The sequence below is a fragment of the Chloroflexota bacterium genome (assembly GCA_015478725.1).
Lineage (GTDB): Bacteria > Chloroflexota > Limnocylindria > Limnocylindrales > CSP1-4 > C-114.
Window position 1 is genome coordinate 233070 of the sequence record JADMIG010000002.1, and the last position, 17292, is coordinate 250361.

At 70.0% G+C, this 17292-nt stretch carries 17 protein-coding genes; 6 read left to right on the forward strand and 11 right to left on the reverse strand.

Annotated features, from left to right (window positions below; all coding sequences use genetic code 11):
* The first annotated feature begins 1 nt into the window (after nucleotide 1).
* The 6 genes from IVW53_03915 to IVW53_03940 all read left to right on the forward strand — a co-directional run bounded on the left by IVW53_03915 (nucleotide 2) and on the right by IVW53_03940 (nucleotide 5321).
* Nucleotides 2-430, forward strand: a complete 429-nt coding sequence (locus IVW53_03915) for a F0F1 ATP synthase subunit epsilon (protein ID MBF6604709.1) — start codon at nucleotides 2-4, stop codon at nucleotides 428-430.
* A gap of 41 nt (nucleotides 431-471) precedes the next feature.
* Complete coding sequence (gene murA, locus IVW53_03920; protein ID MBF6604710.1) at nucleotides 472-1818, forward strand: UDP-N-acetylglucosamine 1-carboxyvinyltransferase; 1347 nt, start codon at nucleotides 472-474, stop codon at nucleotides 1816-1818.
* Nucleotides 1815-2813 (forward strand): rod shape-determining protein, encoded by a 999-nt coding sequence (locus IVW53_03925; GenBank protein ID MBF6604711.1) that lies wholly within the window; start codon nucleotides 1815-1817, stop codon nucleotides 2811-2813. Before murA ends, IVW53_03925 begins: the two co-directional genes overlap by 4 nt.
* Nucleotides 2814-2825: 12 nt before the next feature.
* Nucleotides 2826-3524, forward strand: coding sequence for a PHP domain-containing protein (locus IVW53_03930; protein MBF6604712.1), 699 nt, complete (start codon nucleotides 2826-2828; stop codon nucleotides 3522-3524).
* Complete coding sequence (locus tag IVW53_03935) at nucleotides 3521-4606, forward strand: flippase-like domain-containing protein (protein ID MBF6604713.1); 1086 nt, start codon at nucleotides 3521-3523, stop codon at nucleotides 4604-4606. The genes IVW53_03930 and IVW53_03935 overlap by 4 nt, the downstream gene beginning before the upstream one ends.
* A 172-nt stretch (nucleotides 4607-4778) precedes the next feature.
* Entirely contained in the window at nucleotides 4779-5321 is a 543-nt protein-coding gene (locus IVW53_03940) for a helix-turn-helix transcriptional regulator (GenBank protein MBF6604714.1), read from the forward strand.
* Nucleotides 5322-5431: 110 nt separating this feature from the next.
* Here IVW53_03940 and IVW53_03945 read toward each other — a convergent pair whose 3' ends face one another.
* From IVW53_03945 to cpaB, 11 genes are all read right to left on the reverse strand, one after another.
* Nucleotides 5432-7066, reverse strand: coding sequence for a glycosyltransferase family 39 protein (locus IVW53_03945; GenBank protein MBF6604715.1), 1635 nt, complete (start codon nucleotides 7064-7066; stop codon nucleotides 5432-5434).
* Nucleotides 7063-8049, reverse strand: coding sequence for a deoxyribonuclease IV (locus IVW53_03950; GenBank protein MBF6604716.1), 987 nt, complete (start codon nucleotides 8047-8049; stop codon nucleotides 7063-7065). Before IVW53_03950 ends, IVW53_03945 begins: the two co-directional genes overlap by 4 nt.
* A 125-nt stretch (nucleotides 8050-8174) precedes the next feature.
* Entirely contained in the window at nucleotides 8175-8801 is a 627-nt protein-coding gene (raiA, locus tag IVW53_03955; GenBank protein MBF6604717.1) for a ribosome-associated translation inhibitor RaiA, read from the reverse strand.
* Between the two features lie 200 nt (nucleotides 8802-9001).
* Nucleotides 9002-9697, reverse strand: a complete 696-nt coding sequence (locus tag IVW53_03960; GenBank protein ID MBF6604718.1) for a ComF family protein — start codon at nucleotides 9695-9697, stop codon at nucleotides 9002-9004.
* A gap of 182 nt (nucleotides 9698-9879) precedes the next feature.
* Nucleotides 9880-10953 (reverse strand): DUF2029 domain-containing protein, encoded by a 1074-nt coding sequence (locus IVW53_03965; protein ID MBF6604719.1) that lies wholly within the window; start codon nucleotides 10951-10953, stop codon nucleotides 9880-9882.
* A 9-nt stretch (nucleotides 10954-10962) separates the two neighbouring features.
* The gene (locus IVW53_03970; protein MBF6604720.1) at nucleotides 10963-11241 is read right to left on the reverse strand and encodes a DUF192 domain-containing protein; all 279 of its coding nucleotides are present in this window, start codon (nucleotides 11239-11241) and stop codon (nucleotides 10963-10965) included.
* 145 nt (nucleotides 11242-11386) lie between these two features.
* The gene (locus tag IVW53_03975; protein ID MBF6604721.1) at nucleotides 11387-12331 is read right to left on the reverse strand and encodes a type II secretion system F family protein; all 945 of its coding nucleotides are present in this window, start codon (nucleotides 12329-12331) and stop codon (nucleotides 11387-11389) included.
* Nucleotides 12332-12336: 5 nt separating this feature from the next.
* Nucleotides 12337-13344, reverse strand: a complete 1008-nt coding sequence (locus IVW53_03980; protein MBF6604722.1) for a type II secretion system F family protein — start codon at nucleotides 13342-13344, stop codon at nucleotides 12337-12339.
* A 9-nt stretch (nucleotides 13345-13353) separates the two neighbouring features.
* Entirely contained in the window at nucleotides 13354-14763 is a 1410-nt protein-coding gene (locus IVW53_03985; GenBank protein MBF6604723.1) for a CpaF family protein, read from the reverse strand.
* A 35-nt stretch (nucleotides 14764-14798) separates the two neighbouring features.
* Complete coding sequence (locus IVW53_03990) at nucleotides 14799-16037, reverse strand: response regulator (protein ID MBF6604724.1); 1239 nt, start codon at nucleotides 16035-16037, stop codon at nucleotides 14799-14801.
* 100 nt (nucleotides 16038-16137) lie between these two features.
* A complete protein-coding gene (cpaB, locus tag IVW53_03995) occupies nucleotides 16138-17043 on the reverse strand; it encodes a Flp pilus assembly protein CpaB (GenBank protein ID MBF6604725.1) in 906 nt (301 codons plus the stop codon).
* Nucleotides 17044-17292: the final 249 nt, after the last annotated feature.

Genomic DNA, 17292 nt, shown 5'->3' on the forward strand with positions numbered 1-17292 from the left:
GATGCCGCTCACGCTCGACATCGTCACTCCCGAGCGCCTCGCGTACAGCGGCAGCGTGGACAGCGTCCAGCTCCCGGGCTCGGAGGGCGAGCTCGGCGTGCTGCCCCACCATGCGCCGCTCATCGCCGCCCTGGGGGCCGGCGAGCTCCGCATCCGGCATGGCGGCTCCGAGGAGTCGTTCGCGGTCTTCGGCGGCTTCGTCCAGGTCCTTCCGGACCGCGTGGTCGTCATGGCCGAGAGTGCGGATCTCGCATCGGAGATCGACCTCGAGCGGGCGAACGAGGCACGTCGCGAGGCGGAACGCGCCCTGAGCGACGGACCCCACGACGGCCCGGACCTGGCGGCAGCCCGGGCCGCCCTCCGCCGGGAGCTCGTCCGGATCCGCGTCGCCGAACGGCGTCACCACGAGGGCTCGCGGCACCGCGGCTGACGCGGCACCGCGGACCCCGCTCGTTCAGGGACACGACGACGATGGCCGACGCACGCCCGTTCCACTGGGAATACCGACCCGAGCCGGTGGAGCGGAGTGCCTTCCGGATCGAGGGCGGCCGGCCATTGAACGGCACGGTCCCGATCAGCGGGGCGAAGAACGCCGCACTCAAGCTGCTCGCCGCCGCGACCCTCACCGGCGAGCGCTGCCGCTTCACGAACGTCCCCGAGATCGAGGACGTGCGGGTCATGGCGGACACCCTCCGCGACCTCGGCGTCGTCGTGGACCATCCGGACTCGAACGTCTACGAGGTCGCCTCCGGGGACGTCGAGTGGCTCTTCGTGCCGCTCGAGGCGGCGGCGAAGATGCGGGCGAGCTTCATTCTCCTCGGGCCCCTCCTGTCGCGGTTCGGACGGGTCATCATCAGCAACCCCGGCGGCGACCGCATCGGGCGGCGGCCGGTCAATCTCCATGTCGACGCGATGCGCGCCCTCGGAGCGGAGATCCAGTACCGGAACGGGTACTACTTCGCCCGTGCCCCGGGCCGGCTCCGGGGCGGCGACGTCCGCTTCCCGTTCGTGTCCGTCATGGGCACGGAGAACGCGATCCTCGCCGCCGTCCTCGCCGACGGCCACACGACGATCCAGCCGGCCGCCCGCGAGCCCGAGGTGGACGATCTCATCGCCTTCCTCCGGAAGATGGGCGCGGACGTGGAGCGGATGGGCCCGGACACGATCGAGATCGAGGGCCGGAAGCGTCTCCGCGGCGCGGAGCACCGCGTACTGCCGGACCGGATCGAGGCCGGGACCTTCGCGGTGGCGGCGGCGGTGACCGGCGGCCGGGTGACGCTCGAGGGCGTGGAGACGGCACCCCTCGCCGCCTTCCTCGAGATGCTCGAGGCGGCGGGCGTCGGCGTCGAACGTGGAGCGGGCCGGATCGTCATCGCCGGCCATGCCGGCGCCGAGGCCGACTATCGGGCGGTGGACGTCACGACCGCGCCGTATCCGGGCTTTGCCACGGACCTCCAGCCGCCGACCTGTGTCCTCCTCAGCCAGGCGCACGGGACGAGCCACGTCCATGAGGCGATCTTCGAGGACCGTCTCGAGTTCCTCGACGAGCTCGGCCGGATGGGTGCGGACATCACGATCGAGGACTCCCATCACGCGACGATCGCCGGGCCTCGCGAGCTCCACGGAGCGGAGGTGGAGATCGGCGACCTGCGGGCGGGTGCGTCGCTCATCCTCGCGGCCCTCGCGGCCCGCGGCATGACCACGATCCACGGCGCGCACCACGTCCACCGGGGGTATGAGAACATCGAGCGGAAGTTCCTCGATCTCGGAGCGAGGATCGAGCGCGTCGCAGAAGGGACCGCAGTCAGCAGCCCATGAAGATCGGCATCGACCTCGGCACGGCCAACGTCCTCGTGTACGTCCAGGGGAAGGGCATCGTCATCCAGGAGCCGTCCGTCGTGGCGGTGAGCGACGACAACCGAATTGTCGCCGTCGGCGAGGAGGCCCGCCAGATGATCGGCCGGACACCCGGCAACATCCAGGCCATCCGGCCGATGAAGGACGGGGTGATCGCCGACTACGTCATCACGGAGGCGATGCTGAAGTTCTTCATCGGCAAGGCCACCAAGGGTCGCATCGGCTTCTCGCGACCGGAGGTGATGATCAGCGTCCCGGCCGGCGTGACGTCCGTCGAGAAACGCGCCGTTCGCGACGCCGCGCTCAAGGCCGGCGCGAAGGAGGCGTACCTCATCGAGGAGCCTCTCGCGGCGGCGATCGGGGCCAACGTCCCGATCAGCGGCCCGTCCGGGAACATGGTCATCGACATCGGCGGCGGGACCAGCGAGATCGCCGTCATCGCCCTCGGCGGCATCGTGGTCTCGACCTCGCTCCGCGTCGGCGGGAACAGGTTCGACGAGTCGATCGCCACGTACATCCGCAAGAAGTACAACCTCATGGTCGGCGACCGGACCGCCGAGGAGGTGAAGATCCAGATCGGCACCGCGCTGCCGCTCGAACGGGAGCTCCAGATGGAGGTCCGCGGTCGCGACCTCATTGCTGGTCTGCCGCGCACGATCCCGATCACGAGCTCGGAGGTGATGGAGGCCATCGAGCAGCCGCTCCAGTCGCTCGTCACCGCCGTCCGCGGCGTCCTCGAGCAGACCCCACCCGAGCTGAGCTCGGACATCATCGACAAGGGGATGGTGATGTCTGGCGGTGGCGCACTCCTCCGCAACATCGACAAGCTCCTCACCCAGGTGACCGGCGTGCCGTGCCACGTCGCCGAGAACCCCCTCGACTGTGTCGCCCTCGGCACGGGCCTCGCCCTCGAGCACTATGACTTCTTCAAGAAGTCGCTCGTCCAGGCGGTCTGAGCCGCGCCGGTCATGGCCGACGCCCCCGCGTTCATCGATCTGCACTGCCATACGAGCGCGAGCTTCGACAGCCTCGCCTCGCCGGCCGCGGTCGCGGGTGCGGCCGCCCGGCGCGGGCTGACCCACCTCGTCATCACGGACCACGATCGCATCGACGGTGCCCTCCGGGCCCGGGACGCGGCGCCGGTGGGCCTCACGGTCATCGTCGGGGAGGAGGTGCGGACTGCCGCGGGCGATCTCATCGCCGCATTCCTCAAGCGCGCCGTGCCGCCCGGTCTCCCACTCGCCACGACCGTGGCGATGATCCGAGACCAGGGTGGGCTCGTCGGCGTGCCACATCCGTTCGACCGACACCGCGGATCGCTCGGCCAGGACGATGGCCTTGCCGCCGTGGTGGGGCTCGTCGACTGGATCGAGACGCACAATGCCCGCCTCATCGGTTCCGGCAACGAGCGAGCGGCCGTCTTCGCCCACGACCACGGCCTGCCGGGGGTGGCCGTGTCGGACGCCCACTCGACCCTTGAGGTGGCGGTCGCGTACACGGCCGTCCGCGGCGACCCGTCGAGCCCGAGCGGGCTCCTCGCTGCCCTGCCGAGCGCTCAGCTCGTGCTCGGCCGCGCCTCGTACGCGGTGCGCCTCATCACCCCTGTCGCGAAGCTTGTCCAGCGCGCACGGGGCAACGGACGCGTGACGACGCGGCCCGCATCGTGATCGACTCGGCGGAGCCCCGTCCGGAGGCCGACGGCACCCGGGAGCCGGATCCGGGCGCGGACCAGCTCTCGCTCGGGCGCCGCCTCCGCCAGCCCCGGACCATCATCTCGCTCGTCTTCCCGATCCTCCTCCTCGCGCTGTTTGCCGCCAATCTGCCCGGGTTCCATCTCGAACAGTTGCCGGCCAAAATCCTCGGCGCGAATCCGGCCCTCCTGCTTGCTGCATTCGTCGTCTTCTATGCCGGCTTCCCCCTCCGTGGCTACCGCTGGGCGATCCTCCTCCGAGCGACCGGCTTCCGTGTCGCGGTGGTCGACGCGACGGAGATCATCTTCATCAGCTGGCTCGTCAACTGCCTGGTGCCGGCGAAGCTCGGTGACGTCTATCGGGCCTACCTCCTCAAGATCAACAGCGCCGTGTCGCTGTCGCGGACGTTCGGCACCGTGTTCATCGAGCGGATCCTCGACCTCTTCGCCATCACCGGGCTCGGCCTCGCCTCGGGGTTCGTGAGCTTCCGGAACGGCCTGCCGACGGCGGTCCAGGCGGTCTTCGCCATCGGCGTTGGCTTCGTCGCCCTCCTCGCGCTCGCCCTTCTCACGATGCGGAACTTCGGGCGCCGCATCCTCACCCGGCTGCCCCTGCCGCATCGATTCGTCGAACTCTACGATCGCTTCGAGGAAGGCGTCTTCTCGGCGATCGGCCTGCGAGGACTGCCGCGGCTCCTCTTCGTGACGGGGCTCATCTGGTCGACGGAGGCGATGCGGCTCTTCCTCGTGGTCGAGGCACTCGGCTTCCCGAACGTCCACCTCGGGATCAGTGGCGCGTTCTTCGTCGCCCTCACCGGCTCGCTCCTCACCGCCGTGCCGCTCACCCCGGCGGGCATCGGCGTCGTCGAGACGGGCGTGATCGCCGTGCTCACGGTCGCGTACGGGGTGCCGCAGACGGAAGCGCTCGCCATCACCCTCGTGGACCGGGCGATCAGCGTCCTCTCGATCATCGTCATCGGGTCGATCGTCTACGCAGTCTCGCCGAAGCGCCGAGGCGCCGGGCTTCGCCATCCGGACGGGAGCGTGGCCACCGCCTGAGGGCGGGTGGCGCACGTCCGGATCGTTCGCGACCCCACCGGGCCGCTCCGGCGATACCCCGCCCGCCGCTCCGAGCCGGTACGAACGGGGGATACAGGGGGGACGGTCCACGCTCGATAGTGGCCGCACGAGGACCACCTCGACCGCGACCACGGAGCGCCCGAACGGCACGATGACGATCCAGAACAGCCGCGCCTTCAACGAGTGGCTGCGCGGTCAGCTCAAGGCCAAGAAGATGTCGCAGCGGCAGCTCGCCCAGCAGTCTGGCGTTGACCACTCGACGATCTCGCGTCTCATCCGTGGCGACCGAATGCCGTCGCTCGGGACCGCGACGAAGCTCGCCCGCGGCCTGCGCGAGCTTCGAGAGGACGCCGACACGACGCAGTATCTCGGCCTCATCTCGGCCGGACCCACGAACCCCACCGCCCGCGTCGAATACGCCCTTCGCGCCGACGAGGCACTGGGCGAGGTCCAGGTCCGGCAGATCATGGAGTACTACCTCGCCGTCCGGATGCGCCGCTTCGGCCGGCCGTTGCCGCCGGCGAACACGGACAATGCGCCGAACCGCGCCCAGGATCGCCCCCCGATGCGAGGCTACGGAGCCTCCGCGCCGAGCGCCGGGGTTCCGGTGACCGCCGGCGCGGGGCCGCAGCCACGGATGATCCCTACCCGAACCCTCAGCCGACCGACCGGCCGGACGCAGGGACGCTACTAGCACACCACAGGGCACGACCCGGTCGCCTCCACGTCCGGGTCTCGGGGACAGCGAGCGCCGGCCTCGGGGGGGGGCCGGCGTTCGTCATGCCCGGGCGCCAGCGACCGGGCTCACCGACCGGAGCCGGGCAGATAGACCGAGATCGTCCGACCCGGTGCGGCAACGAACCGATCGGCGAGACGCGGCTCCCCGTGTGTGGTTGAGCTCGTCATGGTGGCGAGGAGCGCACGCTCGGCCGGTCCGCCGCAGTCCGCCACGAACAGCGAATCGCAGACCACAACGATCGGCCCGGCGGGACCGCCGATCGGAACCCGATCCGTCACCGTCGCCCCGATGCGGCGGAGCGGGAAGAGATACGCCTCGGGCGTCTTGAACGCCGGCAGGCTGGCGATGAAGGTCGGCCGCGTGCCGGTCGATGCGGCGATCCGTCCGGCTGCGGTCTCGGCGGCGGGATAGCCGCCATCCGCCGCGACACCGGGCGGCCAGTGGACGACGTTCCAGGTCACGAGCGCCACGACGAGGGCGACGGCGCCGAGCTTCCCGGCGCGCTCCACGGTCGACTGCCCGCCGAAGGCGACGGCTGGCCGTCTTCGGACGACGATCTCCTCCGCATCGACCGGTCGACGCCGCCACATCGCGGCCGCGCCGAGCCCGACGACGACGAAGACGAGCGGGTCGAGGAAGGCGTGGTAGTGATCGACCGGCAGCGGGGTGACGGACGCGAGGCCGGAGATCGTCAGGCCGAGAACGAGGCAGCTCCAGAGCAGCGTGCCGCCGATCCATCGGACGAGCGCGCGCTCGGGGTCGGCGGCCATGCGGGATCGCCACACCGCGATGGCGATGACCCCGACCGCGGCGGTGACGCCGACGGCAAGCGCGTCGGTCAGGAGTCCGGTGAGGGGCCAGGCGAGGATGCGGAGCGAGACGAAGACCAACCGGACGAACGGTCCAGCCGCCGTGGCCTGGCCGCCACCCACGAGGAAGGCGACCGCCGCCCGGGTCTCGTGGAACCCGCTCTGGAGCTCCGAGACCGCGAGGGGAACGTAGGTAAGGATCACCAGGCCGATCGCTCCCGCGGCGACCCACGCAAGCGCCGTCCGGTCGCGGCCGGACCGGCGCCGCAGGTCCGCGACGAGCCACGCAACGAGTGGCGGCAGGAGGACGGCACCAAGGACGTGGCATTGCATCGTCGCCGCCTCCGCGAGGGCGACGAGGAGCCACCACCTCGCGCGCCGTGTCGACCAGGCCCGCCATGCCGCCGTCACGGCGAGCGCGCTGGTGAACGCGACGAGGTTCGGGTTCCAGATGAACGTCGACTCGTCGATCGCGGTCGCCGAGACCGCCATGAGGCCACCGGCGACGACGCCGGCTGCCGTCCCGCCGACCGCCCGAGCGAGTCCGGCGACCAGTCCGACCGCCGCTGTCCCAAGGACGGCGATCTCGAGGACGACCATCGTGGGATCGCCGCCGCCGAGCCAGGCCGCCGGCGCAAGGAGGTAGTAGTAGAGCGCACCGTGATGGAAGTCGCCGATCGAGGTCGGAGGACCGAGGAGCGGCCACACCCCGTTCTGCACGAACCCGGTGAGGACGAGCAGGTCGTGACCCTGGTCGGCATCCCATGTGCCACGTCCGGCCAGGCCGTCGAGTCGAAGGACCGCGGCGAGCAGGACGAGCGCGCCGAAAGCGATCGGCCAGGCCCAGCGATCGGAGACGACGACCCGCCGGGATCCATCCACCCGGATCACGCGGGCTCCTCGCGTGGTGCCGTTCGAGCGCGGCTGCCGCGGAGCGCGAACGCCTCCGGCGGGAGCGGTTCGAGTGGCTCTCCGGCGGCGATCGCGTAGGCGCGCGCGATGTTGACCGCGTCGTAGCCCTCGTCCATCCCCGGTGTCTCGAGGATGTACGTCACGCGGCGGAGCCGCGGCGCGGTGAGCAGGTGTCGGAGGCCCGGGACGCCGATCGTTCCGGCGCCGAGATGCTCGTGGCGGTCCGTCCTCGAGCCCAGGCCCGTCTTCGAATCGTTGAGGTGGATCATCGCCAGCCGGTCCAGGCCGACGCTCGCATCGAACTCATCGAGCAGCGCCTCGATCGTCTCCGGCCGTCGGAGATCGTGGCCGGCACCCCACAGGTGGGCGGTGTCGAGGCAGAATGCGACGCGGCCCATGTCCGCTCCGCGTCGGGCGATCGACTCGAGGACCGCCGCGAGCTCGCCGACGCTCACCCCGATCCCGCCGCCACCGCCCGCCGAGTTCTCGAGGACGATGATCGCGCCGTCCGCTGCCGCGCCGTCCGCGGCGTCGCCCCCGGCTGCGTCAAGGGCTCGCGCGATCCCCTCCCCGACCCGATCGATCCCGGCGTCCAGCCCGGTCAGCTTGTGCGAACCGACGTGAACGTTGACGAAGCGGGCCCCGAACGCGACCGCCGCCCGGAGCTCGCTCGCGAGGACGGCGATCGAGCGCTCGCGGAATTCCTCCTCGGGGCCGGCGAGGTTGACGAGGTACGCGGCGTGGATCGCGACCGGCCGGATGTCGAGTTCATCGAGACGTCGACGAAAGGCGGGCAGCTCGCGCGGCGGTTCGGTCCGCCGGCGCCAGGCGGTCGGATTGTCGGCGAACACCTGGAGCGACCGGGCGCCGATCGCCGAGGCGCGCTCCACTGCCCCCACCATCCCACCCCCGAGCGGCAGATGCGCGCCGAGCCGGCGGTCGTCGGGGAGGGTGGGCGACATCGCGCCGCATCGTACCGCAGGCGCGCGCCCCGGCCGACCGGCAGATCTCCCCGGTCCATGCGCGTCCCCGTCGTCCTCCCCGTCGTCGCCGCCACGCTCCGGGCGCTACCTCGTGGACGCGCGACTCATGACCCGCGTCGGGGGCGTGGACCGGCTGGCGTGACCGCCTGTCCGTTGCGCGACATCGTCGACGTGTAGCCCCCGCCGACGGCTGGCTCGATGAGGCCATAGTCGCCGTCCCGGCGGCGGTAGAGGATCGAGATCCGTTCGTTCTCCGCGTTGACGAAGACGAAGAAGCTGTGGCCCAGCTCCTCCATTCCGGCGACGGCGTCTTCCTCGAACATCGGCTCGATCGCGAACCGCTTCGTCTTGACGATCCTCGTCTCCCGGCTGCTGTCCGCGGTTCCATCGGCGATCCGCCGGAGGAGGTCCTTCTCGTCGACCGGACGAGCGTGAACACGGGGTTTCTTCTTGTGGTCGACCGCCCGTCGCTCCATCTTGTCGACGAGGTCGTCAAGCCCGGCCTGGTACGTTGGTCCGGCCGCGCGGCCCCGAAGCGTCGAGCCGTCGATGACGAGCGTGACCTCCACGATGTGCGAGTCGTCGCCGTTCCGATGCTGCTCCACGGAGAGCTCGACGAGCGCGTCGCTCCGATCGTCGAGGACGCGTTCGAGCCTCGCGAACTTGCGCTCGACGTACGTCCGGACCCGCGCGGGAACCTCGACGTTCTTGCCCTTGACGATCGTCCTCATGGAGGCACCTCCGTCCAGACGCATCGATCCGAGCGGTCCGCTGGCGCTGTCGTGGGCGCGGCCATCGCAGGCGGACGGGCGCCCGGCGCCCTTCGGCGAGTATAGACCCGAGGGGACCGTCCGCCTGCCGCCGAGCGAACGGGCGGGCTCCTGTGGGCCGAGCCGGGACGCGTCCGGAGGTCACCGTTCCCGGGCGATAGTCACCGTTCCCGCGCGACCGTCACCGCTGAGACGCCGATCGCCCCGGCCTCGCGAAGGGCCTCCGCACACGCGACGAGTGTCGCGCCCGTCGTGACGACATCGTCGACGAGGACCGTCCAGCGACCCGCGACGGATCGGCGGGCCGCCGCGTCCACGATCCGGAACGCACCGCGGACGTTCGCGGTGCGAGTCGCTCGATCGAGCTGGAACTGGGCCGTCGTCGCTCGCGCGCGTACGAGTACGTGGACATGGGGAAGCCGAAGGTCGCGAGCCGCGATGGAGGCGATGCGCTCTGCCTGGTCATACCCGCGGTCCCGCGCTCGATCGGGGTGCACGGGCACGTGGACGAGGAGCTCGCCACCAGCGCCCGCCTCGCGCCAACGATCCGCGACCACATGGCCGAGCGGTTCAGCCAGGCGGACTTCGCCGCGATACTTGAGCGCGAGAAGCGCACGACGGAAGACACCACTGAACGGACCGCACCACTCGAGCTGGAGGAGCGGCGACGGGATGTCCGACGGCATGCCGATCGGGACGCCTGCGGGCATGCCCGCCCGGACACGGAGCGCGGGCAGGCAGGCCTCGCACAGCGGCGCACCTTCCCGGTCGCATCCGACGCAGGCGGCCGGCAGGGCGAGATCGAGGAGCCGTCCGGCCGTGGATCCGATGCGCCGTCGAATGGCGTTCACTGCCATGGCCTGATCGTCGCATCCGGCCCTCACCGGCGACGTATCGCACGTTGGCCTGAACGATGACGTGCCGCGGGCCAAGCCGACCGGCACCACTCGAATGGTGACGCGCTGCGGCCGAGGCGGGCGCCCGCGTGCGGCGGACCTCGCGTCGGGCTGGATCTACGCTAACTCCCGCCGCGTGGCGCTTACGCGACTACCCGGTCACGATCGAGCTCGCACAGCGCCGCGATTCCCGCACGACAGGAGGAATCCAGCCAGCCGGCGAGAATCCGGCTGAATCGAGCGCCGGATCCGACCCGACCGCCGCATTCGAGTCGGATAACGCTCGGTAGGTGGTGATTAGCCAGAGTTCGATCGGTTGCCCCGGCCGCCGAACCGCCGGCCCGTGCCGAGCCGCCGGCCCGCGCCTCGCGGAGCAGCGGCAGCACGCCCACGAGCAGGGACGCCCCGAGGATCCAGAGGATCGGGAGCGCGACGAACGCGGAGACCGGGACCGTCCAGCGTCGCGAGGTGCGAGCACCCCACACGACGATGGCGGCGGCCACCGGCAGGCGGATCGCGAGCGGGACGAGGATCGCGGACGGTGTCAGGCCGAAGTCGGTCGCCCCGCCGGAGCCGCTGTTCGATCGGAGGACATCCAGCCACTGCCCCCAGAGACCCGGCGCCACGATGAAGCTGATGCCGGCGAGCGCGGCGGTGGCTCCCAACGCGATGGCGAGCTCCCGCCACTCCCGTCGCACGACGAACCAGAGGAGCCCGATACCCGGCGTGACCTTGGTGAGGAGGACGAGCGACCAGGTCCAGGGCCAGCGGAACCCGAGGACGATGGCGGCCGCGAGCAGCAGGTGGATGTTCCCCGAACCCACCTCGGACGCGACCGCCGGCACGAGGAGGAGCGCCACGGTCCACCCCCGCGCGAGCCAGACGAGCGTCGCGAACAGGAGGAACGTCCAGCCCGCGATGAACACGGGGAACGGAAGGTGTGTGAGCGGCGAGAACGCCTGGACCCAGACCGGTGAGTAGAGGAACGCGTCGGCGCGTCCGGCAGACGCGTTCCGATACGGGTCGGACGGATCCATCGCCCAGTACGCGTGCGCGTCATACGCGTCAGGCGGCCGGATGAGCGCGTAGACGAGGCCGGCGGCCAGCAGCGCTGCCGGCAGCGCACCGGATGTCTCGAGGCGTCCGAGCGCCGTGCGCAGGGACCCGAACCACAGCCGGGCGGAGGTGACCGCGGAGGACCAGGACCCGCGCGTCACGGACGATGCTCAGGCGGTCGCGAACGCGATGGTGTCGCCGACCGCGGTCCCGGATCCGGTCACCGTCCCGCTCGGAAGCTCGAGGACGCCGTGCGCACCGCGGACGTACCAGACGACGCCTGTCCACGGCCGGAGTCCGGAACGGACGGCGACCACCCGCCGCAGCCCGCCCCCGTCCGGTCCGCCGAGGAACACGGCGTCGATCGCGAACCCCATGAACATCATGTGGATGCCGTTGCTCTCGGGCAGCCAGAGGCCCCCACCAGCGGCCAGCGACGGCCGTCCCATGAGACCGCGGAACTTGCCGAGCAGGCCGTCCGCGACCTCCGCCCGCGCGGCGAGGATCGAAGTCCGGGTGACGTTCCGGACGATCAGCGCCGCCGGCGCCACGTCGACTCCCGGGCGACCGCGTCGTACGCGGCTGGCGCCGAATTCAGTGCCCGCTGCCGGGATTGGTGCTGAGATTGAGGACGATGAGGATGATCGCCGGGCCGAGGATGATGATGAAGAGCGACGGGAAGATGCAGCCGACGAGCGGGAACAGCATCTTGATCGGCGCTTTCGCCGCCATCTCTTCGGCTCGCTGGCGTCGCTCGATCCGCAGCTGCTCGGACTGGACCTGGAGGACCTTGCTGATCGAGACGCCGAGCTGCTCCGCCTGGATGATCGCCCCGATGAAGTTCGTCAGCGCCTGGACCTCCGTCCGCGGGACGATGTCCCGAAGGGCGTCGCGCCGGGCCTTCCCGATCCGGACCTCCGCGAGCGCTCGGCGGAACTCGTCGCTGAGCGGCCCATCCAGCTTCTCCACGACCTTGGCCAGGGCGGCGTCGAAGCCGAGACCGGCGCGTACGGAGATCGTCAGGAGGTCGAGGGAATCCGGGATCATGAGGAGGATCGCGTGGCGGCGCTTCTTCACCCGGCCGCCGAGCCAGAACTCCGGGGCGGTGTAGCCGAACATGAGCCCGACCACGGTCATCGCCAGCCCGAGGATCGGCGCGGCGCCGAGCAGGATGAGCCCGAGGAACGCGCCGATGCCAGCCCCGACGAGGGCCCCGATCGCCTTGACGCCCAGCCAGTCGGCGACGCGGAGGTCGCCGGGGTTGCCGGCCAGGGCGAGGCGCTTCTGGGTCGTCGCGGTGAACGAGGCGCTCGCCACGCGGGCGACCGTCCCCGAGAGGCGGGTGGCGAGCGGGCGGAGCGTCCGCTCGAGGAACGGCGCCTGCAGCTCGAGCTCCTCGAGGTTCTTCGCCGTCATCGACCCGAGCTGCGTGAGGCGGGCCTGGACCGGGTCCACCGGGGAGCTGCCGGCGAGTCCGAGGACGATGAGCAGGATCGCGCCCGCGGCGACGGCGGCGACGAGGATCGCGGGGATGGCCATGACGGTCAGACCTCGATGTCGACGATGCGGCGGATGATCATGAACCCGAAGAACATCATGATGCCGCCCACGGCGAGGATGACGATGCCCGCCGGCAACCCGATGATGGCGGGTGGGTTCTTGAACATCGGCTCCATGAACCCGGGCGCGGCGATGAAGAGGAATCCGGCGAGGCCGATCGGGAGGAAGCCCACGACATAGCCGGACAGCCGCTGCTGCGCGGTGAGGGTCCGGATCTCGCCCTTGATCCGGACCCGCTCGCGGATCGTGAACGCGATCGAGTCGAGGATCTCGGCGAGGTTGCCGCCGACGGTGTGCTGGATGGAGATCGCCGTCGCCATGAGCTCGAGGTCGTCCGAGCGGACCCGGCGGACCATGTTCTCTAGGGCGACGTCGAACGGGAGTCCCAGGTTCACCTCGCGGATGACCCGGCCGAACTCGGTCGAGATCGGCGGGCGGGATTCGCGGACGACGAGCTCGATCGCCTGGAGGAAGGACGACCCGGCCCGCAGCGCGTTCGCGATGAGGGTGATCGTATCCGGCAGCTGCTTGTTGAAGGCGCCGAGCCGGCCGCTCTTGCGACGACCGAGCCAGAAGCGCGGGATGAAGAAGCCGACGACCGCGCCGATGATGAGGAACAGCGGATTGCGCAGCGTCGGGGAGGCGATCGAGAGCACAAGGAGGAGGATCGGGACACCGACGGTCGTGCCGGCCCAGAACGCGAGGTACTCGCTCACCTTGAGCTTGAGGTCGGCTCGCGCGATCTCCCGGGCGAGGTTCGCCCCGAAATCCCGCTCCTCCATCGCCTTGTTGAGACTCGCGAGCGCCGCGCTCTGGGCGAGGAGGTCCGCCAGTCCGCCCTGGCCGGTCGCCTTGTCGACCTCCTCCTTGCCGGAGGCGTACCGCTCCAGGCGCGAGGTGATGCCGGACCCGCTCGCGGACATCGCGATCCCGATGGCGATGAGGGCGATCGCTCCGGCGGCTGCGGCGGCGACGAGGACGGACGTCGGCATCGTGATCCCCTAGATGTAGCCGAACATGCCGGGCGGGAGCTGGATGCCCATCACCTCGAACTTCTCGACGAACTTGGGCCGGATGCCCGTCGCCTTGAGCCGGCCCTGGATCTTGCCCTCCACGATCCCGGTCTGCTCGAAGACGAACACATCCTGCATGACGATGACGTCGCCCTCCATGCCCTGGACTTCCGTGATGTTGACGATCCGCCGAGTGCCGTCCTTGAGCCGAGTCTGGTGGACGATGAGGTCCACCGCGGAGGCGACCTGCTCGCGGATCGCCCGGAGCGGGAGATCGACACCGGCCATGAGGACCATCGTCTCGAGGCGCGAGAGCATGTCTCGGGGGCTGTTCGCGTGGCCGGTCGACATCGAGCCGTCATGCCCGGTGTTCATGGCCTGGAGCATGTCGAGCGCCTCGCCCGACCGGCACTCCCCGACGATGATCCGGTCGGGGCGCATCCGGAGGGCGTTGCGGACGAGCTCGCGGATCGGGATGGCACCGCGACCCTCGATGTTCGGCGGCCGCGACTCGAGGGTGACGACGTGCTCCTGGCGGAGCTGGAGCTCTGCGGCGTCCTCGATCGTCACGATCCGCTCGTCGTTCGGGATGAACGACGAGAGCACGTTGAGCGTCGTCGTCTTGCCCGAGCCGGTGCCGCCGGACACGAACAGGTTGAGTCGCGCCTCGACGCACGCCTTGAGGAAGCCGAACATCTCCGGCGTGGCGGTCCCGAAGCGGATGAGGTCGTCGACGGTGAACGGGCTCGCGGCGAACTTCCGGATCGTGATGACCGGCCCGACGAGCGAGAGCGGCGGGATGATCGCGTTCACGCGGGAGCCGTCCGTGAGCCGCGCGTCCACCATCGGGCTCGACTCGTCGACGCGACGGCCGATCGGGGCGATGATCCGATCGATGATCCGCATGACGTGGTCGTCGTTCTGGAACACGACGTTCGTCAGCTCGAGCTTGCCCGACCGCTCGATGTAGACCTGGCGCGGTCCGTTGACCATGACTTCCGTGATGCTCTCATCACGGAGGAGCGGTTCGAGGGGCCCGAGGCCGACGATCTCGTCCGTGATCTGCTCGAGCATCCGGACCCGCTCGGCGCGGGTGAGGGCCAGGCCCTCCTCGTCAATGACCCGGCCGAAGATCTCCTCGATCTGGCGCCTGACCTCGACCTGGTTGGAGAGGTCCAGCTTGGGGTCGAGATCCTGGATCACCCGGCTCTGGATACGGAACTTCACGTCCCGGAACGACTCCCGGACCGGCCCGCTCGCCATGAGGCGGGAGCTGGGACCGGCGGGCGTCTGGACCGGTGGTGGCGGTGCGCCGGGTCCGGCCGGCGCCGTAGGCGTACCCGGTGCCGCCGGAAGGGCTCCCGGTCGAGCGCTCTCGATCCGCTTCAGGAGGGACATCGCCTACACCTCTCGGGCCCGGAGGGGCCGCACTGCTATCGCCATGCGAACAACGACTTGTTCCTGATCGCCTTCCGGCCGTCGCTCACGGCGGCTCGTTCCCCGACCAGGGCGGTCGCGAGTCGAAGGACATCCTGGGAGACCTGGGCCTCCCTATTCGACAGATAGAACGGTACCCCCCGGTTCAAGGCGTACACGACGCTCCGTCCGTCACTGACGATGGAGTGATCCATCTTCCGGCCGATGGAGTGCTCGACGTCCGCCACCCGGATGCCGAGTGTCGAGTCCGCCCGGTTGAGGAGCAGCTGCACCTTGGGGGCTTGGTAACCGAGCTGATCGGCGACCTCGAGGAAGAGCCGCATGTTCTTGATGCTCGTGATTTCGAGCGTGAGCATCGCGAGGATCACATCCGCGGCATCGAGGATCGCGAGGGTCGTGTCGTTGAAGAACGCCGAGCAGTCCACGACCACGAGATCGTGCGTCGCCCGGAGCGCGTCGATGACCCGCTTCACGCCCGTCGGCGTGATGAGCTCGGCCGTCTCCGGCGTCGGCGGGGCCAGAAGGACGCGGATGCCGGACGAGTGGCTGATGACGAACGTCTCGACCGACTCGATCTCGCCGCCCGCCTGGATCTCCGGCACGAGCTCGGCGATCGAGGTGTTCTTCGGGTTGAGGTTGAGGAACACGCCCACGTCGCCGAACTGGAAGGAGCCGTCCATGAGGACGACCCGCTTGCCGAGGTCGTTGGCCACCGCGACCGCGAGGTTGACGGCGACCGTGGTCCGCCCCACGCCGCCCTTCGGGCTGAACACGGCGACCACGAGACCGGGCTCGCGATCGCTGCCGGCGGTGGTGGACGACGTCGCCGCAGGGATCGCGTAGCGGATCGCCTTCTCGCGCTCACGAGCGTGGACCTGGCGGATGGAGGCCGTGAGCTCGTCGCTGCTGAACGGCTTGACGAGGAACTCCCGGGCGCCGGCGAGCATCGAGCGGCGGAGGTAGTCCGCCTCACCCTGGACGGACATCATGACGACGGAGGCGGTCGGCACCTGTGTCGCAAGGAGCTCCGTGGCGGCGATGCCGTCCATGTCCGGCATGTTGATGTCCATGAGGACGACGTCAGGAGAGAGCCTCGATGCCTGCGCGAGCGCATCGGCACCGGAGGATGCCGCGCCGACGACCTCGATGTCGCTCTCGAACCCGAGGAGCTTCGTCAGGTGATCGCGCGTCTCCTGGATGTCGTCGACGATGAGGACTCGGATCTGGTCGGCCATGGTCTCGCGTGCGCTGGGGGTGGGATGATCGGCGGCAGCGGCCGGTGAGGGCCGCTGGACCGCCATGCCGGGACCGATCGCTGACCAGGCAGACGCCAGGTCAGTGAAGGATGACGCTCGGCGGGAGGACGCCGTACTTGTCGATGAGGGTCTGGAGGACGACGCCGTCCGTCTTGTCGAGCGGCGGGATGGTCGGGCTCCCGCTCGCGGTCAGGTAGTCCTTCGGTGAGCGGAGGACGAGCGAGATCGGATCGGTCGCCGGGTCGTCGTAGAGCTGCGCGTAGCGGATCGCCTCCGCCTGGTTCGCGGTGACGGCGACGACGACGATCTCCGACTGGCCGTTCAGTGTCGTGCTCGGCTGCTGCGGGACGGCGCTCGCTCCGGGCGAGGGCGCGGCCTGCTGCTGCGCCGGAGTCTGGGTGGGTGGCGGGAGGAGGGTCCCGATGACCTTGATGTTCTGGAGGATCATCTTGACCGTGGGCTGAGCCGCGCCGACGGTGACGACCTGGCCCGGGTTCTTCGTGTCCGCGATCGTGTTCTGGATCTTGATCGCGATGATCACGTCAACGTTGTCGCCCGTGTGGATCAGGGTGCCGACTCCGGTGAGCTGACTCACCTGGATCGCCATCGCCCGGAGGCCCTGCGGCAGGTTGTCGGTCACGTTGCTCGTCGTCCCGAGGTCGACGAAGTACCCGTAGGTGAGCTCCGTGCCCGCCTTCACGCTGCGACGGATCGTCTTGCTGACCGCGAGGCCCGGGTCCGGGATGGAGTCCGAGGTGGCCGCGGCGAGCGCGACCGCGCGGAGTTCCACCATGTCCGCGCTGATGACCGTCCCGGCCGGGATGTCCACCTTCGCGAAGACGACCTGGGCCGTCGTGGGGGCGGTGGGGGCAGGTGTGCCACCACTGCCGGTTGTGCCATTGTTGAGCAGCAGGACGACGCCCACGAAGGCGACGACGGCGAGCAGTGCGCCGATGAGCAGAACGAGCCGGTTGGACCGCTTCAAGTTGAGTTCTCCCCAGCCGTGTGACAGGTGGCAACACTGTAGCATCGCCCAAAGGCGGCGCGACTATACCAAAGGGCTAGGACCATTAGGAAGAATTGGCGAGAAACAGAGGCCCTGGGAACAGAACGACCCCGTCGGGATGACGGGGTCGTTCATGGGTTTCGGTGCGCGGCTGAGCCGCTCACTGAATGGCTCTAGATGGACTTGCCGACGTTGCTGAGGATCGTCTTGACCTGGCCGCCGAGGAAG

Bases quoted from the DNA above. Each gene is read 5' to 3' on its own strand.
- IVW53_03985 (MBF6604723.1), bottom strand. From the start codon at position 14,763: ATGTCCCTCCTGAAGCGGATCGAGAGCGCTCGACCGGGAGCCCTTCCG.
- raiA (MBF6604717.1), bottom strand. From the start codon at position 8,801: ATGAGGACGATCGTCAAGGGCAAGAACGTCGAGGTTCCCGCGCGGGTC.
- IVW53_03940 (MBF6604714.1), top strand. From the start codon at position 4,779: ATGACGATCCAGAACAGCCGCGCCTTCAACGAGTGGCTGCGCGGTCAG.
- IVW53_03970 (MBF6604720.1), bottom strand. From the start codon at position 11,241: ATGGGACGGCCGTCGCTGGCCGCTGGTGGGGGCCTCTGGCTGCCCGAG.
- IVW53_03990 (MBF6604724.1), bottom strand. From the start codon at position 16,037: ATGGCCGACCAGATCCGAGTCCTCATCGTCGACGACATCCAGGAGACG.
- murA (MBF6604710.1), top strand. From the start codon at position 472: ATGGCCGACGCACGCCCGTTCCACTGGGAATACCGACCCGAGCCGGTG.
- IVW53_03950 (MBF6604716.1), bottom strand. From the start codon at position 8,049: ATGTCGCCCACCCTCCCCGACGACCGCCGGCTCGGCGCGCATCTGCCG.
- IVW53_03980 (MBF6604722.1), bottom strand. From the start codon at position 13,344: ATGCCGACGTCCGTCCTCGTCGCCGCCGCAGCCGCCGGAGCGATCGCC.
- IVW53_03925 (MBF6604711.1), top strand. From the start codon at position 1,815: ATGAAGATCGGCATCGACCTCGGCACGGCCAACGTCCTCGTGTACGTC.
- IVW53_03915 (MBF6604709.1), top strand. From the start codon at position 2: ATGCCGCTCACGCTCGACATCGTCACTCCCGAGCGCCTCGCGTACAGC.
- IVW53_03960 (MBF6604718.1), bottom strand. From the start codon at position 9,697: ATGGCAGTGAACGCCATTCGACGGCGCATCGGATCCACGGCCGGACGG.
- IVW53_03975 (MBF6604721.1), bottom strand. From the start codon at position 12,331: ATGGCCATCCCCGCGATCCTCGTCGCCGCCGTCGCCGCGGGCGCGATC.
- IVW53_03930 (MBF6604712.1), top strand. From the start codon at position 2,826: ATGGCCGACGCCCCCGCGTTCATCGATCTGCACTGCCATACGAGCGCG.